This window comes from Streptomyces sp. CNZ301, from assembly GCF_004217425.1.
Window position 1 is genome coordinate 5,476,989 of record NZ_SHLG01000001.1, and the last position, 25,976, is coordinate 5,502,964.

Sequence of the window (25,976 nt, forward strand, 5' to 3'; positions counted from 1 at the left end):
CGGCGGTAGCAGGTGGATGCCGAGTTCGTCGAGGGCCCGGCGCTCGGCGTCGGCGACGATCCGCGAACCCGGGCCCGAGCCCGAGCCCGAGCCCGGACCGCGCAACTGCTCGTCCACTCACGGCAGTTGAATGTGCAGCCAGTGAGCTGACGCCCTGCCGCCGAGGCCGCCCGCGAGACGTTCGCCCAAACGCGCAGACCTCGACGGGCACTTCGGAATCCGCAGGTGTTCCGCGCGGTCCGCGCATCACCGGCGATCCGCGGGCGTTGGTTCCGCGGCGGCGTTCGTGAACCTTACGGCGTCTTCGCTCGTCGGCGTGTGTCCCGATACGGAACATGCCTGTCAGTTCACGCCATGCGCAACCAGTTTCGCCAATCGGTTTCCGTTGTCATCGCCCGGCCTTACCCTGAGTCGTACGCATCGCACCGGTGGGGGCCGGTGTCAGTCAGGGGGCGGGCGGCCGGGCAGGCCACGCCGGGCAGGGATGCCGGGTTGGCAGGCAAGGGCGCGGCGGTGCCCTCTCCACGCCTGCGGTGTGGGAGGGGGCCCAGCGGGGCGAGGAGATTCCCCCAGCACACCCATCTCTTGCCTTCGCCACGGGGTGACGGAACCCGCACTGCCAGGGGGCGACATGCAACGTATACGGGTGCTGGTGGTCGACGACCACCGGATCTTCGCAGAGTCCCTGGCCGCTGCGCTCGCGGCCGAGCAGGACGTGGAGGTCGCCGCCGCCGGCAGCGTCCGGGCCGCGATGCGCTGCCTCGAACGGGGCGCCGCCGACGGACGGCGCTTCGACGTGATGCTGGTCGACGCGGACCTGTCGGCACCGGCCGGCACCGCGGTCGCGGGTACGGGCCCCGGGGCGGGCGGTGCGGCTGCTCAAGGGCAGGCTCACGGTGCGGCGGCCGTCACGCCGGCTCAGCATGCGGCGGCCGTCACGCCGGCTCACCATGCGGCGGCCGCCGCAGCGAACGGCGCCGACCGCTCCCCGCCCGCCGTCGTCCCGCGTGACGGCACCCCCAACGGGTCCGCCGTGAAGGACAGTTCGGGCCCGGGCGGCGGTGCCCGTCCCTCCGCCGGCGCGGCGTCGACCTCCGAGGCGGGGCCCGGCGGCATACCGCTCGTCGGCCGCGTGCGCAGCGAACACCCCGAGGTGCGCACCGTCGTGCTCGCCGAACGGGACGACCCCGGGCAGGCGGCCGCCGCGCTTCAGGCCGGTGCCGGCGGCTGGGTCGCCAAGGACTGTTCGCTCTCCCGGCTGCTCCAGGTCATCCGCGGAGTGCTGAAGGACGAGACGCATCTGCCGCCCGCGCTTCTGACGGGCGTGCTCAAGGAGTTGACGGCTTCGCGCAAGCACCGCACCGAGAGCGAGCGCCTCGTGGAGTCGCTGACGCCGAGGGAGCGCGAGGTGCTGCGCTGCATGGTCGCCGGGCTCGGCCGCAAGGCCGTCGCGGAGCGGCTGTATCTCTCGCCTCACACCGTCCGTACGCACATGCAGAACGTCCTCGGGAAGCTCGGTGTCCACTCGACGCTCGCCGCGGTCGCGCTGGCCCGCAGGGCGGGAGTCGGCCCGGTCGAGGTGGAGTCGAGCGCCGCCCGCTGAGCCCGCCGGGGGTGCGGGCGCCGAGGCTGCCGGCGCGTCCGGGCGGCCCGCCCGCCGCGCACGGATCAGAGCGAGGTCTTGTACACGCTCCACCCGCCGTCCACGACGAGGCTCGTGCCCGTCACGTACGAGGCGTCGTCGGAGAGCAGGAAGGCGATGACGGCGGCCACTTCTTCAGGGTGCCCGTAGCGGCCGGCGACGGTCTGCGCGGCCGTCCGCAGGGCGTCCTCCTCGCTCGTGCCCTCCCACGCGCCGGTCACGATCGGGCCCGGCAGCACGCTGTTGACGCGAATCTCCGGCCCGTAGTCGACGGCCAGTTGCCGCCCGAGCCCCGTCAGCCCCGCCTTCGCGGCCGCGTACGCCGGCCGCTCCCGCAGACCCACGAGTGCCTGCACGGACGAGGTCAGTACGACGGCTCCGCGCCGTGCGCGCAGGTCATCGAGGCAGGCGCGTAATCCGAGGAAGGCACCGGTGAGGTTGACGCCCAACTGCCACTGCCAGTCGGAGAGGGAGAGCTCACCGGCCGGGCCCGGCAGCATCAGCCCGGCGTTGCTGACCAGTCCGTCGACGGGGCCGAAGCCCTCGTGCGCCGTGCGCAGCGCCCGGGCCCAGGCGGGTTCGTCGGTGACGTCTCCGAGTACGAACGCGGCGCGTGCCCCGGAGGCGGTGATCTCGCGTGCCGTGCGGTGGCCGTCGTCCTCGTCGCGGTCGAGGATGACCACCGCGGCGCCCTCGTCGGCCAGCCTGTGAGCCGTCGCGGCTCCGATGCCCGCGCCACCGCCGGTGATCAGGACGGTGCGTCCCGCGAATCGATCCGAATGACGTCCGCCCATGCACGGATGCTACGGGCTGCGCGGCGCGCGACGCAGCGGGGGAACCCGCCACCCGGCGAGGCATCGGCATCAACCGCCTTGCGAGTGCGGGGAGTTCGCCGTGAAGTGACGCGCGGTCAGCCGGGAATGTTGTCGAAGGGGGCCGTCAACCTGCGCAGCAGCGAACCGAGTTCGGCCCGCTGCGCGGAGGACAGCTCGGCGAGGATGGCGCGCTCCTGGTCGAGGAGGCCCGCCAGCGCGCTGTCGGTGCGGTCGCGTCCGTCCACGGTGAGCCGCACCAGGACGCCCCGCCGGTCACTGGGGTCGGGCAGGCGCTCCACGAGGCCCTTCTTGGCGAGCCGGTCGATGCGGTTCGTCATCGTCCCCGAGGTCACGAGGGTCTGGGTGAGCAGCTGACCGGGCGAGAGCTGGTACGGCGTGCCCGCTCGCCGCAGGGCGGTCAGGACGTCGAACTCCCAGGGCTCCAGGTTGTGTTCGGAGAAGGCGATCCTGCGCGCACGGTCGAGGTGCCGTGCGAGTCTGCTGACCCGGCTCAGGACCTCCAACGGTTCCACGTCGAGGTCCGGGCGCTCTCGGCGCCAGGCTGCCACCAGTCGGTCGACCTCGTCCTCCATGCGATCAGTGTAGTAGTTGTGTCGACATGAAGTCTCTTGACATCGAGATACTTCGGATGGAGGCTGCCCCCATGACGTCACCTGTGTGGGATCCGCATCAGTACACACGGCACTCCGGGCACCGCAACCGGCCGATCACCGACCTGCTCACCCGCGTGCCCGCACTGCCGCACGACGAGGCCCCCCGCATCGCCGACCTGGGCTGCGGGCCCGGCGGCCCGTCCGCGATGCTCGCCGACCGCTGGCCCCGCGCGCACATCACCGGCTACGACGACTCCCCGGCGATGCTGCGCGAAGCCCGCGCCCACGCCGGGAGGACGGCCGCCGGCGGAAGCCTCGAATTCTCCCGGGCCGACCTCACCACATGGCGTCCCGCACGCGACGAACGCTTCGACCTCATCTTCTCCAACGCGGCGCTGCAATGGGTTCTTGCCGGTTCCGGGAAGAACAGGGTGCTCCCCGTCAGGGAGGAGGGGCGAAGCCTCCCGGAACGGGACGGATCCGGGGACGCCCCCGGCGACAACGGCCAGGACGGCGCCCTCACCGACGCCGGCTTCTTCAGGACCTGGATCGACGCCCTGCCGCCCGGCGGTGTGTTCGCCTTCCAGGTCCCCGGCAACTTCGACGCCCCCAGCCACACCCTGCTGCTGGAACTGCGCAACTCGGCGCGCTGGAGGGCCCGTCTGGGCGCCGAGGCCCGCGGCGGCTCCGTCCGCGCCCCCGCGGAATACCTTGCCGAACTTGAACCGCTGGGCTGCGACGTCGACGCGTGGGAGACCACGTACGCGCAGCTCCTGCACGGTGAAGATCCCGTCCTGGACTGGGTCAAGGGCACGGCGCTGCGTCCCGTCCTCACGCTGCTCGCCGACGACCCCGACGCGCAGTCGGCGTTCCTCGCCGAGTACGCGGAGCTGCTGCGCGAGGCCTATCCGCCGCTGGGCGGGGACCCCGCGCGCGGGACCGCCTTCCCGTTCCGGCGCATCTTCGTCGTCGCGGTGAAGCGATGACGGGCCCCGAAGCGGAACGTCCCGGCGCCTCGCGGGCAGCAGCGGTGATCGACTCCCTGGACCATGTTCAGCTCGCCGCACCACCGGGCTCGGAGGACGCGCTGCGTGCGTACTACGCGGGCGTGCTCGGGATGACGGAGATCCCCAAGCCCCCGGTGCTCGCCGCGCGGGGCGGCTGCTGGTTCTCGGCCGGCTCCGTCGTACTGCACCTCGGCATCGAGGAGGATTTCCGCCCAGCACGGAAGGCCCATCCCGGCATCCGCGTGCGCGGCCTCGCCGCCCGCCTCGCCGACGCCGGAGCGCCCGTCGTCCGGGACGACGACCTCCCCGGCCACCGCCGTTTCTACTCGGAGGACCCGGTCGGCAACAGGCTGGAGTTCCTGGAGCCGACGTTCACGGCCTGATGTCCAGGGTGCGCAGACCCGGATAGTGCTCGGGCCGGGTTGTCACCACCGTCCCCCCTTCGGGCGAGACGGGGGAGAGCGGGCCGGGGGTGGCGGCGTGCACGACGTGGGACTCCGACCACGCCTCAGGAGGTGACTTGCTCATGGTCAGGGCTGCCGGCAGATCCAGCTCCAGGAATGCCACGCCGGGCAGAGCGGCGAAGTGCTCGGCGATGCCCTTCCGGTCCCATTCGGCCTGCACCAGCGCGCACAGCGGCACGTACAACGACCACTCGGGCTTGAGGTTGGCGTGATGAATCAGGGTCGACGCCAGTTGGTTGCCGGAGCCGGCTGCGAGCAGTGCGGACGCGTCGAAGACGAATCGCTCCCGGTTCACCGAAGAGACTCGATGCGTCGTTCGAGTTCGGCGAGAGAGGCTCGCTCTTCTTCTTCGCTCGCCCTGTACCCCGACAGTTCGTAAAGGATCTGCCGTGCTTCGGCGGCCTTGGCGGCCATCTCCTGCTCGGTCGGAGTGGATCGGGCGTACTCGCCGACTATGGCGCCGATGGAGGATCCGCGGTCCTTCGCGAGTTCGGCAAGCCGGTCGCGCACCTCGGAGGGCACGCGGATCATCGAGTCAGCCATGGCGCAAGTATACGTGTCCGTATACACGTTGCTGCGGCTTCCTGGAACCGGCATCGTGCGGCTCCTTCCGACATCGGAGAGGTGACCGGCCATGTCCACGCTCCACCCGCCGTTCGAACCGTACGGACAAGGGATGCTCGACGTCGGCGACGGTCAGCGCATCCACTGGGAGGTGTCCGGAAACCCGGACGGCAAACCCGCCCTCGTCGTCCACGGAGGCCCCGGGTCGGGCTGCGGCACCGTCGCCCAGCGCCGCTTCGACCCGGACCGGTACCGCGTGGTCGCCTTCGACCAGCGTGGATGCGGACGCAGCACCCCGCACGCCTCGGACCCGTCCACGGACATGAGCCACAACACCACCGCCCACCTGATCGCCGACATGGAGCTGCTGCGCGAACACCTCGGCATCGAGCGGTGGTTGCTCTTCGGCGGCTCCTGGGGATCCACGCTGATCCTCGCGTACGCTCAGCGGCACCCGGACCGCGTCTCCGAGATCGTCATTCCCGCCGTCACCACCACCCGCCGCTCAGAGATCGACTGGCTCTACCGCGGGGCCGGCCGGTTCTTCCCGGAGGAGTGGCACCGCTTCCGCGAGCACGTGCCGGAAGCCGACCCCGAAGCGGACCTGCCGGGCGTCCTCGCGGCGTACGCGCGCCGCATGGAGCATCCCGACCCCGCGGTCCGCGCGGAGGCCGCAGACGAATGGTGCCGCTGGGAGGACACGGTGCTCTCCACGGAGACCCAGGACGGCGCCCCCAGAACGTACGGTGACCGGCCGCCCGAGGCCCGGCACGCGCTCGTCCGCATCGCAGCGCACTACTTCTCGCACGGCGCCTGGCTGGCGGAGGGAGCGCTCATACGCGACGCGGGTCGCCTCGCCGGCATCCCCGGCGTGCTCATCCACGGCCGCTTCGACCTGGGCGGCCCCCTCGGCACCGCGTGGGAACTGACACGCGCCTGGCCGGGCTCCCGCCTCGTCGTCGTCGAGGACGCCGGTCATCTGGGCAGCGACGCGATGAGCGGCGAGATCCGCAGCGCCCTCGACGAGTTCGCCCCGAACTGACCTGACCTCGTCGCCGCGACGGTCGGGGACCGCTCGACGACGAGCGGACTCATCCGCTCTGCTTGCGGCTGCGCCCTTCGGTTCCGCCCTCATCGGGTACATGGTCCCCCTCGGCGAGGCCGGCGAGGATCTCCTCCATGCGTTCGGCGATGTCCGTGCGGCCGCTGTCGCCCGACCCGGCAGACCGGAAACTGCGACGGATCCGGCTGTGCCCCCCTTCGTTCGGCAAGTGCGCCGCGATCGCTCCGGGCGTCCCGTCGGAGGCCGTGAGGTCACAACGACTGGCTTCCTGCCGAATCCCGGCGCCGAGGACGTCCCCGGGCTTGCCGGTGTGTCGCTTCATGCGGTCAGTATCCAACCGTGCCGCGAGCCGGGCAGCGGGTCCTGCCGGCCTTCAGCTGCGCCTGTGACCTATCAGACGCGGCTTCGCCTCCAGCCCGTCCAGGCCGTGCCAGGCCAGATTCACCAGGTGCGCGGCGACCTCGGCCTTCTTCGGCCTGCGGACGTTCAGCCACCACTGCCCCGTCAGCGCGACCATCCCGACCAGCGCCTGCGCGTACAGCGGCGAGAGCTTCGGATCGAAGCCGCGGGACTTGAACTCGCGGCCGAGGATGTCCTCGACCTGAGTGGCGATGTCGCTGATCAGCGACGCGAAATTGCCCGTCGACTGTGCGACGGGCGAATCGCGGACGAGGATGCGGAAACCGTCCGTGTAGACGTCGATGTAGTCGAGCAGCGCGAACGCCGCCTGCTCCAGCAGCTCCCTCGGGTGCCCCCCTGTGAGGGCACCCGTCACCATGTCCAGGAGCTGCCGCATCTCGCGGTCGATGACGACGGCGTAGAGACCTTCCTTGCCGCCGAAATGCTCGTACACCACGGGCTTGGAGACGCCCGCCTTCGCGGCGATCTCCTCCACGGACGTGCCCTCGAAGCCACGTTCGGCGAAGAGGGCACGTCCGATGTCGAGGAGCTGTTCGCGGCGCTCCTTGCCGCTCATCCTGCGACGGGCGGCGCGCTTCTCCTTCTTGGCTGCCCTGTTCGCCTTTGCGGGACTGGCGGAGCTGTCATCGGTCGGCACGGGCCCCATCATGCCGCTTGACGGGACGGCTCCTTGCGGCGGGAGTCGATACGGGACTGCGCCGGCCAGCGCACGTCGTACGCCCAACCCGCCAGCTCCAGCCAGCGGATGATGCGGGCACTCGAGTCGAGCTGGCCCTTCTCCACACCGTGCCTGGCGCTCGTCGGGTCCGCGTGGTGCAGGTTGTGCCACGACTCACCGCAGGAGAGGATCGCCAGCCACCACACGTTGCCGGACTTGTCGCGGGACTTGAAGGGCCGCTTGCCGACCGCGTGGCAGATGGAGTTGATGGACCACGTGACGTGGTGCAGCAGCGCCACACGCACTAGCGAGCCCCAGAAGAACGCCGTCAGCGCACCCTGCCAGGACATCGTCACCAGGCCGCCGATCGCGGCCGGGATCAGCAGCGACACCGTCGTCCACAGCACGAACTGCCGGGAGATGGCGCGGATCGCCGGGTCCTTGACCAGATCGGGTGCGTACTTCTGCTGTGACGTCTGCTCCTCGTCGAACATCCAGCCGACGTGCGCCCACCACAGGCCCTTCATCAGGGCGGGAACCGTCTCGCCGTAACGCCACGGCGAATGCGGGTCGCCCTCGGCGTCGGAGAACTTGTGGTGCTTGCGGTGATCGGCGACCCACCGCACCACCGGGCCCTCCACGGCCAGGGAACCCAGGACCGCGAGCGCGATGCGCAGCGGCCGCTTCGCCTTGAACGAGCCGTGCGTGAAGTAACGGTGGAAGCCGATGGTGATGCCGTGGCAGCCGATGAAGTACATGGCCGTCATCAGCCCCAGATCCAGCCAGCTCACCCCCCAGCCCCACGTCAGCGGCACCGCTGCGAGCAGCGCCAGGAATGGGACCACGATGAAGGCCAGCAGGGCGACCTGCTCCGCCGAGCGGCGCTTCTCGCCGCCCAGCGTCGCGGTGGCGACGGGGGAGTCCGGGGCGTCGGAGGCGGGCTTCTTCTGGGCGTCGGGGGCGCTGTCGAGAACGTCCGGGGGGCTTGTCGTCATAGATGTCCCTTGTCAGAGCGGTAAGGGGCTTCTGCGTTGTGCACTTCTGCGTCTTGTGCCCACGCAAGTCCTACGGAACCGTAACCTACGGCGTCGTAAGTATGGCAGCCCTCACAGGCGTAGCAAGTGGTGGCATGGGGGAGACGAGAGCTTGCTCACCCATCGGACGGCACCAGGGGCGGAAGACCGCCCCGCATATCCTGGGGAGCGTCGGACAGCGCGGTCCGTGACCTGCCCGAAGCAAATGCTGCAAGGAGCCTCACCTGTGAGCAGTGCCGAAGTGAGCCGTGCCGAGACCCTCCGCCGGGAGGGCGGAAACGGGTCGGCGGCCGGCAACGGGACCGACGCCGCCGAAACCGAGGCGAACAGCGCCCTTCGCGCCGACATCCGCCGCCTCGGAGACCTTCTGGGCGAGACCCTCGTGCGCCAGGAGGGAGCGGAACTGCTCGACCTCGTCGAACGCGTACGGGCGTTGACGCGCAGCGACGGAGAGGCCGCCGCCGCCCTCCTCGGCAGGACCGACCTGGAGACCGCCACCAAGCTCGTACGGGCCTTCTCCACGTACTTCCACCTGGCCAACGTCACCGAGCAGGTCCACCGCGGCCGGGAACTGCGCGCCCGCCGCGCCACCGAAGGCGGCAACCTCTCCCGCACCGCCGACATGCTCAAGGACGCCGACCCCGCCCACCTCGCGCAGACCGTGCGCAACCTCGGCGTCCGGCCCGTCTTCACCGCGCACCCCACCGAGGCCGCGCGCCGCTCCGTCCTCACCAAGCTCCGCAAGATCGCCGAACTGCTGGAACACCCCGACCACGACGGCAGCGGCCGCACCGACCGGCGCCTCGCCGAGAACGTCGACCTCGTCTGGCAGACGGACGAGCTGCGCGTCGCCCGCCCCGAACCGGCCGACGAGGCCCGCAACGCCGTCTACTACCTGGACGAACTGCACCGCGGCGCCGTCGGGGACGTACTGGAGGACCTCGCCGACGAACTCCAGCGGGCCGGAGCCCCACTGCCCGCCGGCACCCGCCCGCTGACCTTCGGCACCTGGATCGGCGGGGACCGCGACGGCAACCCCAACGTCACCCCCGACGTGACGTGGGAAGTGCTGCTCCTCCAGCACGAACACGGCATCACCGACGCCCTCGAACACATCGACGACCTCCGTGGCGCCCTGTCCAACTCCATCCGCAACAGCGGCGCCACCGAGGAACTCCTCGACTCCCTCAGCCGCGACCTGGACCGGCTGCCCGAGATCAGCCCCCGCTACAAGCGCCTCAACGCCGAGGAGCCCTACCGCCTCAAGGCCACCTGCATCCGGCAGAAGCTCCTCAACACCCGCGACCGGCTCGCCTCCGGCGCACCCCACGCCGCCGGGCGCGACTACCTCGGCACCACCGGGCTCGTCGACGACCTGGTGCTGCTGCAGACGTCCCTGCGCGCACACCGCGGCGAACTCATCGCCGACGGCCGCCTGGACCGGGTGCTGCGCACCATCGCCGCGTTCGGCCTGCAGCTGGCCACCATGGACGTACGGGAGCACGCCGACGCCCACCACCACGCCCTCGGTCAGCTCTTCGACCGGCTCGGTGAGGAGTCCTGGCGCTACATCGACATGCCCCGCGACTACCGGCAGCGGCTCCTGGCCAAGGAGCTGCGCTCCCGCCGTCCCCTCTCGCCCTCGCCGGCGCCCCTGGACGCGGCGGGCGAGAAGACCCTCGGCGTCTTCACCACCGTTCGCAAGGCGATGGAGACCTTCGGGCCCGAAGTCATCGAGTCCTACATCATCTCCATGTGCCAGGGAGCCGACGACGTCTTCGCCGCCGCCGTGCTCGCACGCGAGGCCGGACTGATCGACCTGCACGCCGGCTGGGCCCACATCGGCATCGTCCCGCTGCTGGAGACCACCGACGAGCTGAAGATCGCCGACGAACTCCTCGACGCGATGCTCTCCGACCCCTCCTACCGCAAGCTCGTCTCGCTCCGCGGCGACCTCCAGGAGGTCATGCTCGGCTACTCCGACTCCTCCAAGTTCGGCGGCATCACCACCTCGCAGTGGGAGATCCACCGCGCACAGCGGAGGCTCCGCGACGTAGCGCACCGGCACGGCGTGCGGCTGCGGCTCTTCCACGGCCGCGGCGGAACCGTCGGCCGCGGCGGCGGCCCCACCCACGACGCGATCCTCGCCCAGCCCTGGGGCACCCTCGATGGCGAGATCAAGGTCACCGAGCAGGGCGAAGTCATCTCCGACAAGTACCTCGTGCCGTCCCTGGCGAGGGAGAACCTCGAACTGACCGTCGCCGCGACCCTCCAGGCGTCCGCGCTGCACACCGCGCCCCGCCAGTCCGACGAGGCCCTCGCCCGCTGGGACGCCGCCATGGACACCGTCTCCGACGCCGCGCACGGCGCCTACCGGAAGCTGGTCGACGACCCGGACCTGCCCGCCTACTTCTTCGCCTCCACGCCCGTCGACCAGCTCGCCGAACTGCACCTCGGTTCACGGCCCTCGCGGCGCCCCGACAGCGGCGCCGGCCTCGACGGACTGCGGGCCATTCCCTGGGTGTTCGGCTGGACCCAGTCCCGGCAGATCGTGCCCGGATGGTTCGGAGTCGGCACAGGACTGAAGGCGGCACGCGAGGCCGGACTCGACGGTGTGCTCCAAGAGGCACAGGAGCACTGGCACTTCTTCCAGAACTTCCTCGCCAACGTCGAGATGACCCTCGCCAAGACCGACCTGCGCATCGCGCAGCACTACGTCGACACCCTCGTACCCGACGAGCTCAAGCACGTCTTCGAGACCATCCGCGCCGAACACGACCTGACCGTGCGGGAAGTTCTGCGCATCACCGGGGAACGCGAACTGCTCGACGCGAGCCCCGTCCTGAAGCAGACGTTCGCCATCCGCGACGCCTACCTCGACCCGCTCTCCTACCTTCAGGTCACGCTGCTGCACCGGCAGCGCGCCGCCGCGGAGCGCGGCGAAGAGCCCGACCAGATGCTCAGCCGCGCACTGCTGCTGACCGTCAACGGCGTAGCCGCCGGGCTGCGCAACACCGGCTGACGGCGGCACCGCCGCCGGCGGCGGACACGCGACGCGAACGGCGCCGCCGCGACGGGGAATTCACCCGACGCGGCGGCGCCGCACGGCCGCAATGCCCAGACGTGAAACGTGAGAGGCCGCAAAGCCCAGACGCGAAATGTGAGGATGGGACGGGAGCGCGCCGCCGGCGGGCGAAGCCGGAGCTGCCCCGGATTCTGCTGCTCCCGGCGTCCTGGTGCGCGCCCCGTGAGGCGCGTCAGAACGTCAGCAACGCCCAGGACGCGCTCATCAGCCCGACGCCGAGCACCCCCAGCACCAGCGCCGTCCGCTTCATCCGCATGCCCAGCACGAAGACGACCCCCGCCAGCACCAGCGAACCCCCGAACGGCACCGCACCGTAGAGGACACCCGAAGGCCCCGTACGCACGGCCTCGTCGGTACCGGGGCGCAACGCCACCTGGAGCCGCTCACCGACCTTGCCCGACGCGGTCTTGTCGACCGTCACCTTCCGCACCTGTGAACTGCCCTCGGCGGTGGGGACGAACGTTCCGGCACACTTCTCCTCGGTGCACTTCGCGATCCGCACCGTGCCCTTCACGTCGCCCGTCAGCGCGGGCCCCGCCGTCTGCCACGACGTCCAGCCTCCGGCGACGAGCAGCAGCAACGACCCCAGAATCAGGACGATGTTGCGCGTCAGCAGCAGCATCCCGAACATGCTCTCCCCGGCGCGGCGAGTGCGGCTGCGTTTGACGCGGACGGTTCCCGTCGCTGAGGTCGTCGAGGAGGACATGGCCGAGATCCTTGGGCAAACCGCCCGGAGGGTCAACCTCCGCATCCCGCTTGGGCGGTAAAAGGCGGATGCGTCCGGCTTCTCCCCGGCCCCCGGGCCGGTTACGGCCACGACCGGGAAGCCGATACCAACTCTCGTGCTCCGCCTACGAGTTGTAGGTGCTCTGCGCCCGCTCCAGACCGTCCAGCACCAGCGACTCCACCGCGTCCGCGGCCCGGTCCGTGAAGTAGTCCAGCTCCTTGCGCTCCGGAGCGGAGAAATCCCTCAGCACATAGTCCGCGACGGGCATCCGCCCCGGCGGCCGGCCGACACCGAACCGCACACGGAAATAACCCGGCCCCAGCGACTTCGTCAGCGACTTCAGCCCGTTGTGGCCGTTGTCGCCGCCGCCCTTCTTCAGCCGGAGCATCCCGAAGTCGATGTCCAGCTCGTCGTGGACCACCACGATCCGCTCCACCGGCACCTTGTAGAAGTCCCGCAGCGCGGTGACCGGACCACCCGAGAGATTCATGTACGACATCGGCTGAGCGACCACCACACGGCAGCCCGACGCCGACCCCGGAGCCCCGAACCGGCCCTCCAGCACCCGCGCACGCGACTTGTGCGCCTTGAACTTCCCCCCGATACGGGACGCCAGCAGATCCGTGACCGCGAACCCGATGTTGTGCCGGTTGCCGGCATACCCCGGACCCGGATTGCCCAGGCCCACCACCAGCCACGGCCCCGACGGGCCCCCCGAACCACCGGCGGCACCGGAACCACCGGCGCCGCCCGCACCACCCGTACCGGCAACAGTCGTCATGAGAGCGGTCCTTCAAGAGTCGAGGATCGAGGAAGGGCGAATCGGCGATCGAGGAACGGCGAAGGGTGAATCGGCGATCGAGGAACGGCGAAGGGTGAATCGGCGACCTGCGGGCGCCGGAGACCGGCGGCGGAACGACCGCCGCCGCGCTCCACCCGGCCGTGCAGCCAGGGAACGCGGCGGCAGTCGGAAAGAGACCCGGAAGACCGGATCACTCAGGGGCGACCTCGCTCGGGGCCTCCACCTGGCCCTCGGTCTCCTCCTCGGCAGCCGGCTCCTCGGCCTGAGCCGCCAGGACCTGGATGACGACGTCGTCCTCCTCGACGGCCAGCGACGTGCCCTTCGGCAGCTTGATCTGACCGGCAGTGACCGAGTCGCCCGCGTCCAGACCCTCGACGGACACGGTGACCGACTCCGGAATGTGCGTGGCCTCCGCCTCGACCGGCAGCGCGTTCAGCACGTGCTCCAGCAGGTTCTGCCCGGGAGCCAGCTCACCCTCGACGTGGATCGGGATGTCGACGTTGACCTTCTCGCCGCGGCGCACGATCAGCAGGTCCGCGTGGACCAGGAAGCCACGGATCGCCTCACGCTGCACGGCCTTCGGGATCACAAGCTGCTTCTTGCCCTCGACGTCCAGGTGGATGAGGACGTTCGGCGTCTTCAGCGCCATCATCATGTCGTAGCTGGGCAGCGCCACGTGGACCGGGTCCTCACCGTGGCCGTAGATCACCGCGGGAATCTTCTCCTCGCGGCGCAGACGACGAGCAGCGCCCTTGCCGAATTCGGAACGGATGCTCGCGGAAAGTTTGACGTCAGCCATGCTGCGCTCCTCGCACTCGAAACGGATACCGCGTCTGTGGTGTCACTCGGTCCGTCCACGACAGACCGGCCACGCCGCAGAGCCGGCCACGGAAGAGACCACCGTGGAAACCCTGGCGAAGAGCGCGCGTCGATAACGGATGAGCCGGACCGTGCGACCAGCGCACGAACACGGCCTCCCTCGCCGAGCGACGTCAGGAGTCTACGCGGCGAGGAAGGCCGTGCGGAAATCGATCACGATCACAGGTCCGGGCGCCCGCGGACGACGGGACGACTCCGAGTACGCCGGGAGCGGAGCAGGTGCGGACCGGGAGACCCCGGAGCGGCGAACCGGGGGGCCGGAGCGGCGGGTCCGAGCGCACGACGCCCGGACCCGCCCCCTCACGCCTGCTCGTCGAAAAGGCTGGTCACCGAGCCGTCCTCGAAGACCTCACGCACCGCACGAGCGATCGTCGGCGCCATCGAAAGCACCGTGATCTTGTCCAGATCCTGCTCACCCGGCGTCGGCAGCGTATTCGTGAAGACGAACTCACTGACCTTCGAATTCTTCAGCCGGTCCGCCGCGGGACCCGACAGCACACCGTGCGTCGCCGTGACGATGACATCCTCCGCACCGTTCGCGAACAGCGCGTCCGCCGCGGCGCAGATCGTGCCACCCGTGTCGATCATGTCGTCCACCAGGACACACACCCGGCCCTCGACGTCACCGACCACCTCGTGCACCGTCACCTGATTCGCGACCTCCGGGTCACGGCGCTTGTGCACGATCGCCAGCGGCGCACCCAACCGGTCCGCCCACCGGTCCGCCACCCGCACACGCCCCGCGTCCGGGGAGACGACCGTCAGCTTGCTCCGGTCCACCTGCCCGCCCACATAGTCGGCGAGCACCGGCAACGCGAAAAGGTGATCCACCGGACCGTCGAAGAAACCCTGAATCTGATCCGTGTGCAGATCCACCGTGAGAATCCGGTCCGCACCCGCGGTCTGCAGCAGATCCGCCATCAACCGCGCCGAAATGGGCTCCCGCCCACGGTGCTTCTTGTCCTGACGCGCATAGCCGTAGAACGGCACAATCACCGTGATACTGCGCGCCGAAGCACGCTTCAAAGCATCGATCATGATCAGCTGCTCCATGATCGACTTGTTGATCGGGGCCGTGTGGCTCTGCATCAGAAAGCAGTCGGCGCCACGCGCGGACTCCCGGAAGCGGACATAGATCTCGCCGTTCGCGAAGTCGAAAGTCTTGGTCGGGACCACGCCGATACCCAGCTGATCCGCGACCTCCTCCGCAAGCTCGGGGTGGGCGCGGCCGGAGAAGAGCATCAACTTCTTCTCGCCGGTCGTTTTGATCCCGGTCACTGCACCGTCTCCTTGAGTTCCGCGGGGCGTGCGTGCGTCCTAACCGTACGCCCCGGCCCACGGCCCCGCGTACCCGACAGGAGCCGTCCGCGCTCGTCAGCCACCCTTCGGGCCCTCGCCGCCCTGCGCGCCCGCCGCACCATCCGAGCCCTCGGCATCACTCCGCGCGGCACTCTCCGCCGCCCGGGCCGCCGCACTCCCGGGCCTCTTACGCGCCACCCACCCCGCGATATTGCGCTGTTGGCCACGCGCCACAGCGAGCGAACCCGGAGGCACATCCTTCGTGATCACCGAACCCGCCGCCGTATAAGCACCGTCCCCGACAGTGACAGGCGCCACAAACATGTTGTCCGCACCCGTCTTGCAGTGCGAACCGATCTCCGTGCGGTGCTTGTTCTCACCGTCGTAATTCACGAACACCGTCGCCGCCCCGATGTTGCTGTGCTCGCCCACCGAAGCGTCACCGACATACGAAAGATGCGGCACCTTCGAACCCTCGCCGATCTCCGCGTTCTTGAGCTCGACGAAACTCCCCACCTTCGCCTTCACACCCAGGCTCGAACCCGGACGCAAATACGCGAACGGCCCCACCTTCACGCCGTCGCCGATCCGGGCACCTTGCGCCACCGTGTTGCTCACCGACGCACCCGCACCCACCGACGTGTCCGCCAACTGGGAATTCGGCCCCACCTCGCAACCCGCCGCCAAGTGCGTCGAACCCGTCAACTGCGTGCCCGGCAGCACCATCACGTCCTGCTCGTACGACACCGACACATCCACCCACGTCGACGCCGGATCCACCACCGTCACACCCGCAAGCATCGCCCGCTCCAGCAGACGGCCGTTCAGCAGCCGGCGCGCCTCGGAAAGCTGCACACGGTTGTTGATCCCGAGGATCTCCTGGTGATCGCCCGCCACCGACGCACCCACGCGATGCCCCGCACTGCGCAGAATGCCGAGCACATCCGTCAGGTACTCCTCGCCCTGGCTGTTGTCCGTACGCACCTTCCCGAGCGCGTCCGTCAGCAGCTGCGCGTCGAAGGCGAACACACCCGAGTTGATCTCCGTGATGGCCAGCTGCGCGGGCGTCGCGTCCTTGTGCTCGACGATCGCGGTCACGGCGCCGCTGTCAACGTCGCGCACGATGCGGCCGTAGCCCGTCGAGTCCGGCACCTCGGCCGTCAGCACCGTCACGGCGTTGCCGTCGGCGGAGTGGGTGTCGGCCAGCGACTGCAGCGTCTCCCCCGTCAACAGCGGGGTGTCCCCGCAGGTCACGACAACCGTGCCGTCAAGGACGACACCGCTGCGCGACAGCTCCTCGAGAGCCATGCGTACCGCGTGCCCGGTGCCGTTCTGCTCGTGCTGCACCGCCGTACGCACCCCGGCGTCGGTCCCGGCGAGATGCGCGGTCACCTGCTCACGGGCGTGGCCCACCACCACGACGAGGTTCTCGGGGGAGAGGCTGCGTGAGGCGGCGACGACATGGCCGAGAAGGGAGCGGCCGCAGATCTCGTGCAGGACCTTGGGCGTCGCCGACTTCATTCGGGTGCCCTCGCCTGCTGCGAGTACGACGACGGCTGCCGGGCGGTTGGCGCTCACGGGTGTGCCCTTCGGCTACGGGGTCAGGGGGAACACCCGCAGGATACCGGTGGGTTGCGAGGGTGCCCGGATCCGGACACGAGAGCGGGCCCCGACCTCGCAACGGTCGGGGCCCGGTATTCGAACCTTGAGCTCCCCTGCCAGGACTCGAACCTGGAATGGTCGGACCAAAACCGACAGTGTTGCCAATTACACCACAGGGGATAGCGAAGCACTCAAAGCGGACATTAAGTCAGCTCGGCTGCCGCGCCCTCTACTATGCCCGACCACCAGCCTTCGATGCGACGGTACAGATCAGCACCTTGAAGGACACGGACCACAAGGCAGCCCCGGTAGCCGGCTCCCACATTCTTGCGCACCGTCTTCGGGTTGTGCCGCTTGAGGGTGGTCTTGCCGAGGTCGCTGACGTCCCGGCCGGCGAGTTCGGCCCAGTACTGCTCGGCGGCTTCGACATCGGCGGACTCGTGAATCATCACCGAGAAGCGCAGGCGTTCGGGCGCGACCCCGAGTAGCTCCAGCCACGCCAGGTAGACCCTGATCACGCCCGGGTCGCTGTTGACGAACGTGACGGCTTCGCTGAGCCGGTACGGCTTGCTCTTCGTTCCCTCCGCCCAATACAGGCCCACGCCGAGCAAGAACAGGTCCCGCTCGCTCATGGGGCCGATGTCCTGTTTTGCCCTCTCGATCGCCTGCCTGCGGGCCAGGTCCCGCTCCTGCCGGAACGGGCTCCATCTGGCCTCGGCCATTCTTCGTGCGCGCTCGACGGAGCGTCGCGGCGTCGGCAGGTCCCGCACCCACAGCGACACCGAGCTCTTCGAGACTCCCAGCTCGGCCACGATCTCGTCGTACGTCCTGCCCGCTCGTCGCAGTTCCCGTGCGCGGGACTTCAGTTCGGTCTTTGCGTGCGCCATGTCGGAAGTTTCCGCCCGGACCGTGACGGAGTGCGGCGTAATGCGAGACTATTCACCAGTTCGAGTAGGGAACGGGCGTTTCCTTTGCACGTCGGGACGGTGGTTGCTGTTAACCGGAACATGCAGGTCCCGCTACGGAGTCGTCGGTTCCGTCACGAGCCGGAAAACTGGTTGGCGCCCGGTCGTACGCTGGTCCGTATGACCGAGACGGGGGAGAGGCGGACCGTCGGCGGGCCATGGTGGTGGAAGCGCCGGCGGAGCGCCGCGCTGGACATCTCGCTCGGCATGGTGTCCGCCGTGGAGTGCGCGGTCCAGGGTGTCGACTTCGCAGGTGAGGCCGGGTTGCCCGCGGCGTCCGGCGTGGTTCTGGGGCTGGTGGCGGGGGCGACGCTGGTGCTCCGGCGGCGCTGGCCGATCGCCGTGGTGCTGGTGGCCATCGCGCTGACGCCGGCGGAGATGGGTTTTCTGCTCGGCTTCGTCGGGCTCTACAGCCTGGCGGTCGCCGCGGACGTGCCGCGCCGGGTCACGGTGCTGCTCACGGGGATGCAGGCGGCCGCCGTCGTGATCATCACGATCGTGCGGATGCACCAGAGCATCGGCCAGGACCCCGGGTTCGACCCTCCGGCGTGGTTCATCCCGCTGATGTCCGTCCTGGTGGCGATCGGGCTGACGACGCCGCCGGTGCTGACGGGTCTGTACGTGGGCGCTCGTCGCCGTCTCGTGGAGTCGCTGCGGGAGCGCGCGGACGGCCTGGAGCGGGAGTTGGCGCTGCTCGCGGACCGGGCGGAGGAGCGCGCGGAGTGGGCGCGCAGCGAGGAGCGCACGCGCATTGCCCGGGAGATGCACGACGTGGTGGCGCATCGGGTGAGTCTGATGGTGGTGCATGCGGCGGCGTTGCAGGCGGTGGCGCTGAAGGATCCGGAGAAGGCGTCGAAGAACGCGGCGCTGGTGGGCGACATGGGCCGGCAGGCGCTGACGGAGCTGCGGACGATGCTCGGGGTGCTGCGCTCGCCGGAGCGTGCGCGGGAGGCCGGTGCGCGGGATGCGGGTGCCGGCGGCGCGTCGGTGCGGCTGGCCGAGTTCGCGGCGGCTGCCGCGGGGTCGGCGAAGGACGGTTCGGGTGAGCGGGGGCGTGAGGGCGTGCCGCGGCAGGCCTCGGGTGAAGGCGCCGCGGGTGCGGGTCTTTCGGGGGCGGGCGCGGTCGCGGTTGCGGGGGGTGCTTCCGGTGCGGGAGGCGTCGCGGCTGAGGGGCGGTCTGCCGGCGGGGGTCCTTGCCTGTCGGAGCTGGATGCCCTGGTGGGGCAGTCGCGGGAGACGGGGATGTCCGTGGATTTCTCGGTTGACGGTTCGCCGCGTGGTTACGGGGCGGGTGTGGAGCAGACGGCGTTCCGTGTGGTGCAGGAGGCGCTGACGAACGTGCACAAGCATGCGCCGGGTGCTCGTACGAGGGTGCGGGTGGCGCATCGCGAGGGCGAGGTCGCGGTTCAGGTGGAGAACGAGAAGCCGGCGGACGGTGCCGGTGCGGCCGGTGCGGAGTTGCCGAGCGGTGGCAACGGGCTCGTGGGGATGAAGGAGCGGGTGACGGCGCTCGGCGGGGGTTTCGTGTCGGGGCCGACGGATTTGGGGGGTTTCCGGGTGTCGGCCGTGATTCCGGCCGGAAGGCCGCAGGCCGTGGGGCCGGACGGGGCGGCTTCGCGGTAGAGGCCTGCGGATGCCCGCGCTGGAGCTGCCGCGGAGGGGGTCCCCGGTGGGGCTCTCCCTGTGCGGGGGCGTGGCGGCGCGTGGGGTGTTTGCGGTCGGCGTCGGGCGGTGTCCCGGGCCGGGAGGTCAGCGGGGTCCGCGTGGACGGGCGGTGTGAACCGTGCCGGAGATGGTGGGCGACGACGGGTCCGGGCCGGGGCCGGCCGGGGGGCCGGTGCGTGTGCGTGTGGCGGTGGCCGGGCCCGTACCGGGGTCCGCGGCGGTGCCCGTGCCTGTCGCGGCGTCGAGCGGTCTGGTGAGGCGTTCGGGGCGGGTGCCGGTGAGCAGCGCGGCGAGTGCGGTGTCGAAGTCCTTGCCGAGGTACCAGTCGCCGGTGTGGTCGAGGCTGTAGACGCGTGCCTCGGTGTCGATGGCGAGGAGGGCGGCGTCGGCTCCGTCGGTGCCGAGGGGGCAGATCCGGGTGCGCAGGGCGCGGCCGAGGTCGGCGAGGGTGCGGGCGGCGTGGAGGGCGTGCATGGGGTCGATGTGCACGCCGGCCGGGGCGATGTTGCGGCCTGGTCCGGTGGGGGCGATGGGCAGGTTGCCGAATTCGGCCCAGACTTCGACGGCGGCGGGGACGACGGTGTGCCGGTGGCCGCCGGGTGAGATGTGGCCGCGGAGGGCGTCGGCCCATTCCTCGGCCTGGCGGATGTCCCATCGTCCGGGTTTCCAGCCTGCGTTGCGCAGGGCGTCGTCCACTGCGACGGGGAAGCGGGTGGTGGAGGTGCGCTGGTGCGGGGGGCGGTTCACCGGGGTGCCTTTTCGCCGGTGGTTCCGGGGTCGACGGGGCGTACGCCGAAGTGGGTGAGGAGTGCGCTGCATGCCCGGCAAGGGGGTGCGTAGGTGCCGTGCAGAGGGTCGCCGTCCTCGCGGATGTGGCGGGCGGTGAGTTTGGCGTGCTTGAGGGCGCGTTTGGCTTCGCTGTGGGTGAGGGGGCGGGGTTTGGCGTTGCCTGTGCGGCGGTTGCCGCGTTTGGCGGCGCGGGCGTTCTCGGTGGTCGTGAGGTAGCGGGAGAGCAGGACGGTTTCGGGGCAGCGGCCGGTGTGGCGTGCGCGGTGTTCGGTGGTGAGGGTGTCGAGGAAGTCCTGCACGAGGGGGTGGGGTGCGGGGGGCTGGTCGCCTTTGTTGCCTGTGGAGGTGAGGGTGCGGCCGCGTACGGAGAGGGCCGCGGCGACTGCGGGGAGGATGCCGTCGCGGCGTTCGTGGAGCGGGGGTGTGGTGTTGTCGGGTGCGGTGGTCCAGCCGACGCGGGGGTCGTCGGCGGCGTGGCTCGTGGCCGGTGCGGTGGGCGTGGCCGCTCCGGCGGCCGCTCCGGCGCCTGTTGCCGGGGGCGCGGGCGTTGCCGACGTGGGTGGTGTTGCCGGTGTTGCCGGTGTGGACGCCGGGGAATTCAGCGACGCGGTGTTCATGTGGTGGTTCCTCCCCGCACGGACCCTTCTGCCGTTTGTGTCGTGGTGTGTGCTGTGTGCCGGGCCAAGTATGCAGTGTGGGGGGAGAGTCGATCATGCCAGTGGGCATGTCAGGGGGATGTGATGGTTTCCGAAGTGGGGTGAATCAGGGCTGGTTGACCGGGGATAGTGGGGCGGGCATCTGGCGTGCGTCGTTTTTCCGAGGCAGGAGTTCCGTGATGGGCCGCACCTCTCTTCGTTGTCGCAGTGATGGTGACCGACACAGTCGCACGTGTGGTCGCAGGGGGAGTCACGTCGGTGTGCGTGTCCGCCGTGCGCTGGGGGTGGTGGTGGTTGTGCCGGTGCTCGCTGTGACGGCTGTGGCCTGCAGTGGCGGAGGTGACGAGGGTGGCGGTGCGGCGAAGAAGGAGGACAACCAGGGTCGGCAGTCCGGGGGTTCCGGCGGCGGGGGAGCGGAGGAGGGTGACGGGGGTGACGGTGCCGGCAGTGGTGTGCCGCCGCTGGACGAGAAGCAGTTGAACGAGGCGCTGCTCAAGTCCGGTGATGTGAAGGGGTACCGGGCGCAGCGCAACAAGGAGGACGCGCTCGAGGGCCAGGGGTCGATCGAGTCGGAGGATCCCCGGTGTTCCCCGATCACCGATGTGGTGGATGCCGAGCCGGAGCGTGAGCGCAAGGCGTTCGCCAGTGGTGTGCTGATGAAAGGTTCACTCAGTACGGGCGGTGCGGTTCAGCAGGTGCTGCTCTCCTCGTACGGCGACGGCGGTGCCGTGAAGTGGTTCGGGGATCTGAAGAAGGCCCTGAGCGCCTGCGATTCGTTCGCGGGGAAGATCGGTACGGGGGAGAGGACGCAGCTGCGGATCAAGCGGGACGGGTCGGTCGGCGTCGGTGACGATTCGGTCCGTTTCACGATGGAGGACGTGAAGGGGAAGGACTCTCCGACGGTCTTCACCATCGTCCGTACGGGCGGCAACACGGCGTCGTTCATGTCGGTCTCGCTGTCGGACGAGCCGCAGGCGGTGGCCAAGTCGCTGGTGAAGAAGCAGCACGAGAAGCTGACGGAGGCGGCCGGGAACTAGCAGGTTCCCGCGCGCGGGAACCGTCCGGAAGCAGTCCGGAAGCAGTCCGGAAGCAGTCCGGAAGTCAGCAGGGAACCAGTCGGGAAGCGGCCCGGAAACAGGCGGTCCGGCGACCGGGAGCGGCGCCGAGTGACCGGCGCCGCCCGCCCCGCGCACCCGGCGGGCCCGGTCGGTTCCGCCGGGTGCGCGGGGTGATCCCGGTACCGGCGCCGGTGCCCCGCAGTTGGGGTACCGCATAGGCTGTCCCACGTCAGCCAGATGTGCAGCAGGGGGCTTCCGCGATGACGACAGGCCGGTCCGGGGCGGGCGCACCGCCCCACGCTCCTCCTCCTGGCTCCTCCCCCTCGCTTCGCCGGGGGGACCCCCAGGGAATCCCCGTGGGAGGTCCACCAGGGGCCGGGGCCGGGGGGAGTGCCGCGCCGCCGAACCGGGCCTACGCCGGCCAGGTCGTGAACTTTCCCGATCCGGTGCGGGCCGCCCGGCATCCGGCCGGGGTCCGCGTCGATGAGAACGGCCTTCCCGTCTTCTCCCCGTACGCGCGTGCCGCGGCCGAGATCGCGGAGCCTCCGGAGGGTTTCGGCGGTGACGAACTGCGGCTCACGGACTACGTGTCGGCGAACGCCGCGCTGCACGCCGCGGGTCACGAGCTGTGGGCTGACCTGTCTCCGGTGGCGACTCCGCACGGCTGGACGTGGCACCACGTGGCGTACGGCCGCCGCATGGAGCTGGTCCCCGTCGAGGTGAAGGTGCTGCTGCGGCATCACGGTGGGCTGGCGACCGCGAACGTCGACCACGCCAAGAGCGGTACGCGTCCGTTGCAGGACACCAGGCCTGTGCACTTCGAGGTGCCGCATTCGGTCGCGGTGACCGAGGCGCAGGTGCTGGATGCGGAGGAGCGTCTGGGGTACCGGCTGCCGGGCGCCTACCGGGCGTTCCTGAAGGCGGCGGGCGGCTGCGCGCCGCGCGGTGTCGGGCTGGACGCCGAGTTGGGGCTGCTGGTCGACCAGCCGTTCTTCACGGTGCGGGAGGACGCGGCGGTCAATGACCTCGTGTACGTCAACAAGTGTCTGCGCGACCACTTCACGAAGGATTTCCTCGGGGTGGGGTTCGTGCAGGGTGGTCTGATCGCCGTGAAGGTCAAGGGCGAGGCCGTCGGTTCGGTGTGGTTCTGCGCCTTCGACGACGCGCGTGACCAGGACGGGTTCGACGTGCAGACGCGTTCGGAGCGGCTTCTGCGGCCGTGCGGCGCCGACTTCGACGAGTTCCTGCTGCGGCTCGCGGGCAGCCCGCCGGAGTTGGAGACCGTCGCGAACCTGATGGTGGACGGCGGTTTCGCACGTGCGGTCCAGGTGTGAGGACCTCGTTGAGAGTCGGGGGAGTTGGGAAGTGAGCGCGCGATGGTGACCTTCGCACAGGCTCAGGAGCGCGCGGAGCGCTGGGTCAACGGCGACGTGCCCGCCGACCGGCACCGGGAGGTGCGGGTGCGGGAGTTCGACCTGGGCTTCGTGGCGTGGGCGGAGTCCCCCGCCGGGTCCGGCTTCGGGTCCGGGGACGAAGTGACGCGTGCGCGGCTGGTGATTGCGCGGGACAGCGGGGAGACGACGCTGTGGCCGGCGCTGCCGGTGGGTGAGGTCATCCGCCGCTACGAGGAGGAGTACGGCTCTCCCGGCGTGCCCGCGGCCTCTCAGCGCGGTGCGTCGGCCCCGCAGCGTCTGGATCTGGAGGCGACGTCCTTCCTGCTGACGCCGCCGGACTGGCTTCAGCAGGCAGCCGACGAGATGGGCATCCCGGACCGGCGGGGCGCCGGCACGGGGGCGGCGTCCGGAACGGGAGCCGCGGCCGGCACGGGCGGCGCCGCGGCTGCCGCGGGTGCGTCGCCGCCCGCAGGCGTCAGCCCGTGGGACGCGGCGGACACCAGCAGCTCCGGCGGCGGTGCGGCCCAGCTGCCTCCCGCAACGGTCTTCGCCCCGCCCCTCTCCGGCGGAGAGGGGGCCGCGGACGCCAAGACGGAGATGATTCCCGAGGGCGCTCCTCTTCCGAGGACGGCGGTCTCCCCGGCCGTGGACGGCACGGACCGGCAGGGGCACGAACAGAGCCGGCCGCCCGGCTCGGCTCCGGGCCCGGGACAGGGCCCCGCGGTGCCGCCGCGACCGCCCCTTCCGCCCAACACGCCGCCGCCACCCCCCGGTTCGGGCCCCGTCGGCGGCGATGCCGGTTCCGGGGGCGGTGTGCACGATGCGTCGACGATGCTGGTGGGCCCCTCGCTGGGCGGCTCCTCCGGCGTCGGCGCCCCTCCGCCGCCCCCCGGTCCTCCCGGGGCGGTCGGCGCGTCGGGCGGCGCCGACGCCGACACGGGCAGGGCGGCCGCCGACGAGTCCGGTCCCTCGCGGGGGAGCGGCCCGTCCGTACCGCCGCCGCCCGGTGCGCCCGGCACGCCGGGAGCCAGGCCTCCCGGCGCGGGTGGAGACGCACCCGGAGGAGCCGGCGGGGGCTACGTACCGACGCAGATGGTCTCCGCGGACGAGGTGGCTCGCCTGCGGGACGGTGCCGATGCCGCGCCGGGGCAGCCCGGGGGTGCGGGTCCCGGCGGTGGTGACGCCGGTTCCGGGGGAGGTGTGCACCATGCGGCGACGATGCTCGCGGGGCCCGCGCAGGGCGGTCCCGGCACGCCTCCGCCGCCCGGGGTCCCCGGCACGCCTCCGCCTCCCGGTGCTCCCGGCACGCCTCCGCCTCCGCCGGCCGCGCCGGGGCAGCCCGGGGGTGCGGGTCCCGGCGGTGGTGACGCCGGTTCCGGGGGAGGTGTGCACCATGCGGCAACGATGCTCGCGGGGCCCGCGCAGGGCGGCCCCGGCGCCCCTCCGCCGCCCGCGCCTCCGCCCCCGCCGCCGGCCGCTCCCGCGGCTCCCGGAGGTCCGCCGCAGGGTTACGGCTTCCCGCAGCAGGGGCCGCCCGCCGGTCCGCCGCCCGGGGCCCCCGGCATGCCCGGCGCCGCGCCGCCCGCGTACGCCCATCAGCAGCAGCCCTCCGGCGTGCCCACCGTCGGCCCCGGTTACATGGCGGTGCTGCGCTACCGCGCGCCCGACGGCTCGGAGCAGCAGCTGATCAGGCGCTCCGCGCCCGGAACCCCGCATCCGGAGTGGCAGATCCTGCACGAGCTGCGCAACATGAACGTGCCGCCGCAGCAAGTGGTGGAGCTGCACACGGAGTTGGAGTCCTGCGAGCTGCCGGGCGGCTACTGCGCCCGCATGATCCGCGAGACCTGGCCGCAGGTCCGTGTGACGCACACCGCGCCGTACGGACGTGACCACGCCTCACGTCAGCAGGGCATGCGCCATCTGCTGGAGCACCAGGGCGAGTTGCACCAGGTGGCGGACGGCCCGTCGCGTCCCGCGCCGTTCCGCGTGCCGCTGCCGCCGCAGCACCAGATCCCGCCCGTGCCGCCGCTGCCGCCGGACGCCATAGGGCAGGAGCTGTTGCAGGCGTTCGGTCCGCAGGCCGTCTTCCGCTTCGACCAGCACGCCGTCTCCCGGCAGGGTGTTCCGGACATCGTGGGGCAGACGCTGGTGCGGGCCGGCCTGCCGGTGGACGTCGGCCCGTTCTTCTGGGGCCAGGCCCAGCCGGGCCGTCCGGTGCCGACGCTGGCCGAGCTGGCGCAGGAGAGGGGTGTGCAGCCCGGCGCCGACGCGGGTTCGTATCTGGTCGTGGGCAACGACTTCGGCAGGCAGATGTGCGTCCAGTACGGCACCGCGAACATCGTGGCGGTACCGCTGGAAGGCGGCCCCGAAGGGCAGCCCGCGCAGCCGCAGTTCGTCAGTACCGGGCTGCCGGAGTTCGTGCGCGCGCTCGCCCTGCTCGGCCGCATGTGGCCGCTGCGGTACGGGCTGACGCAGGAGCAGGCGGGGCGGTGGACGGTCGACTTCCAGGCACAGCTCGCGGCGCTGGATCCGGCCGCGCTTTCCTCCCCGGAGAACTGGTGGGCGGTGCTGCTGGAACAGATGTGGGACGGGCTCTTCTAGCCCGTCCCGCCGGGTGTGCCGGCGGCCCGGGCTCGAAGAGGGCCCGGGCCGTGCCGCCCGTTCCGAACGGCCCGCTGCGTGTCCCGTCCGCGGCCTGCTCCGTCCTCCGCGGCCCGCTCCGTCCTCCGCGGCCTGTGGCGTCCGCCCAGGGACGGCCCGTCCCCTCGGGCCCG

The 25,976-nt window shown here is 71.0% G+C and carries 23 protein-coding genes, 1 tRNA gene and 1 pseudogene; 9 read left to right on the forward strand and 16 right to left on the reverse strand.

Translation table 11 applies throughout. The annotated features are described in order from the left end of the window. The first annotated feature begins 631 nt into the window (after positions 1–631). A complete protein-coding gene (locus EV375_RS23555; RefSeq protein ID WP_165434811.1) occupies positions 632–1,603 on the forward strand; it encodes a response regulator transcription factor in 972 nt (323 codons plus the stop codon). Between the two features lie 65 nt (positions 1,604–1,668). Here EV375_RS23555 and EV375_RS23560 read toward each other — a convergent pair whose 3' ends face one another. Together EV375_RS23560 and EV375_RS23565 are read right to left on the reverse strand one after the other, a co-directional pair. Continuing rightward, positions 1,669–2,436 (reverse strand): SDR family oxidoreductase, encoded by a 768-nt coding sequence (locus EV375_RS23560; protein ID WP_130301397.1) that lies wholly within the window; start codon positions 2,434–2,436, stop codon positions 1,669–1,671. A gap of 116 nt (positions 2,437–2,552) precedes the next feature. After that, positions 2,553–3,050, reverse strand: coding sequence for a MarR family winged helix-turn-helix transcriptional regulator (locus EV375_RS23565; protein WP_055484297.1), 498 nt, complete (start codon positions 3,048–3,050; stop codon positions 2,553–2,555). Between the two features lie 71 nt (positions 3,051–3,121). On the opposite strand from EV375_RS23565, the gene EV375_RS29895 reads away from it, so the two are divergent. Continuing rightward, the gene (locus EV375_RS29895; protein WP_486588669.1) at positions 3,122–4,057 is read left to right on the forward strand and encodes a class I SAM-dependent methyltransferase; all 936 of its coding nucleotides are present in this window, start codon (positions 3,122–3,124) and stop codon (positions 4,055–4,057) included. Positions 4,058–4,101: 44 nt separating this feature from the next. Next, on the forward strand, positions 4,102–4,461 hold the full coding sequence (locus tag EV375_RS23580) for a VOC family protein (RefSeq protein ID WP_130302077.1): 360 nt from the start codon (positions 4,102–4,104) through the stop codon (positions 4,459–4,461). On the opposite strand, the gene EV375_RS23585 is transcribed toward EV375_RS23580, so the two are convergent. Together EV375_RS23585 and EV375_RS23590 are read right to left on the reverse strand one after the other, a co-directional pair. Further along, the gene (locus EV375_RS23585) at positions 4,451–4,837 is read right to left on the reverse strand and encodes a PIN domain-containing protein (protein WP_130301398.1); all 387 of its coding nucleotides are present in this window, start codon (positions 4,835–4,837) and stop codon (positions 4,451–4,453) included. The two genes, EV375_RS23580 and EV375_RS23585, sit on opposite strands and share 11 nt — an antisense overlap. Next, complete coding sequence (locus EV375_RS23590; RefSeq protein WP_130301399.1) at positions 4,834–5,085, reverse strand: hypothetical protein; 252 nt, start codon at positions 5,083–5,085, stop codon at positions 4,834–4,836. Before EV375_RS23590 ends, EV375_RS23585 begins: the two co-directional genes overlap by 4 nt. A 91-nt stretch (positions 5,086–5,176) precedes the next feature. Between EV375_RS23590 and pip the strand changes: the two genes are divergently transcribed. Then, positions 5,177–6,148: a prolyl aminopeptidase gene (gene pip / locus EV375_RS23595; protein WP_130301400.1), complete on the forward strand. Its 972-nt coding sequence runs from the start codon at positions 5,177–5,179 to the stop codon at positions 6,146–6,148. A 49-nt stretch (positions 6,149–6,197) separates the two neighbouring features. Here pip and EV375_RS23600 read toward each other — a convergent pair whose 3' ends face one another. From EV375_RS23600 to EV375_RS23610, 3 genes are read right to left on the reverse strand one after another with little or no spacing between them, the layout of a single operon-like run. Beyond that, the gene (locus EV375_RS23600) at positions 6,198–6,491 is read right to left on the reverse strand and encodes a hypothetical protein (protein WP_130301401.1); all 294 of its coding nucleotides are present in this window, start codon (positions 6,489–6,491) and stop codon (positions 6,198–6,200) included. A gap of 51 nt (positions 6,492–6,542) precedes the next feature. Next, a complete protein-coding gene (locus EV375_RS23605; RefSeq protein WP_486588777.1) occupies positions 6,543–7,235 on the reverse strand; it encodes a TetR family transcriptional regulator in 693 nt (230 codons plus the stop codon). Further along, positions 7,235–8,242, reverse strand: a complete 1,008-nt coding sequence (locus EV375_RS23610) for a fatty acid desaturase (protein ID WP_130301402.1) — start codon at positions 8,240–8,242, stop codon at positions 7,235–7,237. Before EV375_RS23610 ends, EV375_RS23605 begins: the two co-directional genes overlap by 1 nt. Before the next feature lie 265 nt (positions 8,243–8,507). Here EV375_RS23610 and ppc point away from each other — a divergent pair, with 265 nt between their 5' ends. Beyond that, positions 8,508–11,303, forward strand: coding sequence for a phosphoenolpyruvate carboxylase family protein (gene ppc / locus EV375_RS23615; protein ID WP_486588670.1), 2,796 nt, complete (start codon positions 8,508–8,510; stop codon positions 11,301–11,303). A gap of 235 nt (positions 11,304–11,538) precedes the next feature. Here ppc and EV375_RS23620 read toward each other — a convergent pair whose 3' ends face one another. The 7 genes from EV375_RS23620 to EV375_RS23650 form a co-directional block, all read right to left on the reverse strand. Continuing rightward, positions 11,539–12,072, reverse strand: a complete 534-nt coding sequence (locus EV375_RS23620; RefSeq protein ID WP_130301404.1) for a hypothetical protein — start codon at positions 12,070–12,072, stop codon at positions 11,539–11,541. Positions 12,073–12,217: 145 nt separating this feature from the next. Next, positions 12,218–12,874, reverse strand: coding sequence for an aminoacyl-tRNA hydrolase (pth, locus tag EV375_RS23625; RefSeq protein WP_130301405.1), 657 nt, complete (start codon positions 12,872–12,874; stop codon positions 12,218–12,220). A gap of 211 nt (positions 12,875–13,085) precedes the next feature. After that, positions 13,086–13,694 carry a 50S ribosomal protein L25/general stress protein Ctc gene (locus EV375_RS23630; protein WP_130301406.1) on the reverse strand — a complete coding sequence of 203 codons (609 nt, stop codon included), beginning with the start codon at positions 13,692–13,694 and terminating at the stop codon, positions 13,086–13,088. Positions 13,695–14,074: 380 nt separating this feature from the next. Then, complete coding sequence (locus EV375_RS23635) at positions 14,075–15,052, reverse strand: ribose-phosphate diphosphokinase (protein WP_130301407.1); 978 nt, start codon at positions 15,050–15,052, stop codon at positions 14,075–14,077. Positions 15,053–15,148: 96 nt separating this feature from the next. Further along, on the reverse strand, positions 15,149–16,651 hold the full coding sequence (glmU, locus tag EV375_RS23640) for a bifunctional UDP-N-acetylglucosamine diphosphorylase/glucosamine-1-phosphate N-acetyltransferase GlmU (protein ID WP_130301408.1): 1,503 nt from the start codon (positions 16,649–16,651) through the stop codon (positions 15,149–15,151). Between the two features lie 132 nt (positions 16,652–16,783). Next, positions 16,784–16,855: transfer RNA gene (locus EV375_RS23645), tRNA-Gln, on the reverse strand. Between the two features lie 23 nt (positions 16,856–16,878). Then, the gene (locus EV375_RS23650; protein ID WP_130301409.1) at positions 16,879–17,562 is read right to left on the reverse strand and encodes a glycine--tRNA ligase; all 684 of its coding nucleotides are present in this window, start codon (positions 17,560–17,562) and stop codon (positions 16,879–16,881) included. Positions 17,563–17,760: 198 nt separating this feature from the next. On the opposite strand from EV375_RS23650, the gene EV375_RS23655 reads away from it, so the two are divergent. Continuing rightward, entirely contained in the window at positions 17,761–19,263 is a 1,503-nt protein-coding gene (locus EV375_RS23655) for a histidine kinase (RefSeq protein ID WP_130301410.1), read from the forward strand. A gap of 294 nt (positions 19,264–19,557) precedes the next feature. Here EV375_RS23655 and EV375_RS23660 read toward each other — a convergent pair. Both EV375_RS23660 and EV375_RS23665 read right to left on the reverse strand, forming a co-directional pair. After that, positions 19,558–20,124: pseudogene (locus EV375_RS23660) on the reverse strand (SUKH-3 domain-containing protein); the annotation flags it as partial. Further along, a complete protein-coding gene (locus EV375_RS23665) occupies positions 20,049–20,711 on the reverse strand; it encodes a YwqJ-related putative deaminase (protein ID WP_130301412.1) in 663 nt (220 codons plus the stop codon). The gene EV375_RS23665 and the pseudogene EV375_RS23660, both read right to left, overlap by 76 nt. Positions 20,712–21,010: 299 nt before the next feature. Between EV375_RS23665 and EV375_RS23670 the strand changes: the two genes are divergently transcribed. From EV375_RS23670 to EV375_RS23680, 3 genes are all read left to right on the forward strand, one after another. Further along, positions 21,011–21,787 carry a hypothetical protein gene (locus EV375_RS23670; RefSeq protein ID WP_130301413.1) on the forward strand — a complete coding sequence of 259 codons (777 nt, stop codon included), beginning with the start codon at positions 21,011–21,013 and terminating at the stop codon, positions 21,785–21,787. A gap of 281 nt (positions 21,788–22,068) precedes the next feature. Next, on the forward strand, positions 22,069–23,142 hold the full coding sequence (locus EV375_RS23675; protein ID WP_130301414.1) for an SMI1/KNR4 family protein: 1,074 nt from the start codon (positions 22,069–22,071) through the stop codon (positions 23,140–23,142). Between the two features lie 42 nt (positions 23,143–23,184). Then, positions 23,185–25,803, forward strand: coding sequence for an SUKH-4 family immunity protein (locus EV375_RS23680; RefSeq protein WP_130301415.1), 2,619 nt, complete (start codon positions 23,185–23,187; stop codon positions 25,801–25,803). Positions 25,804–25,976: the final 173 nt, after the last annotated feature.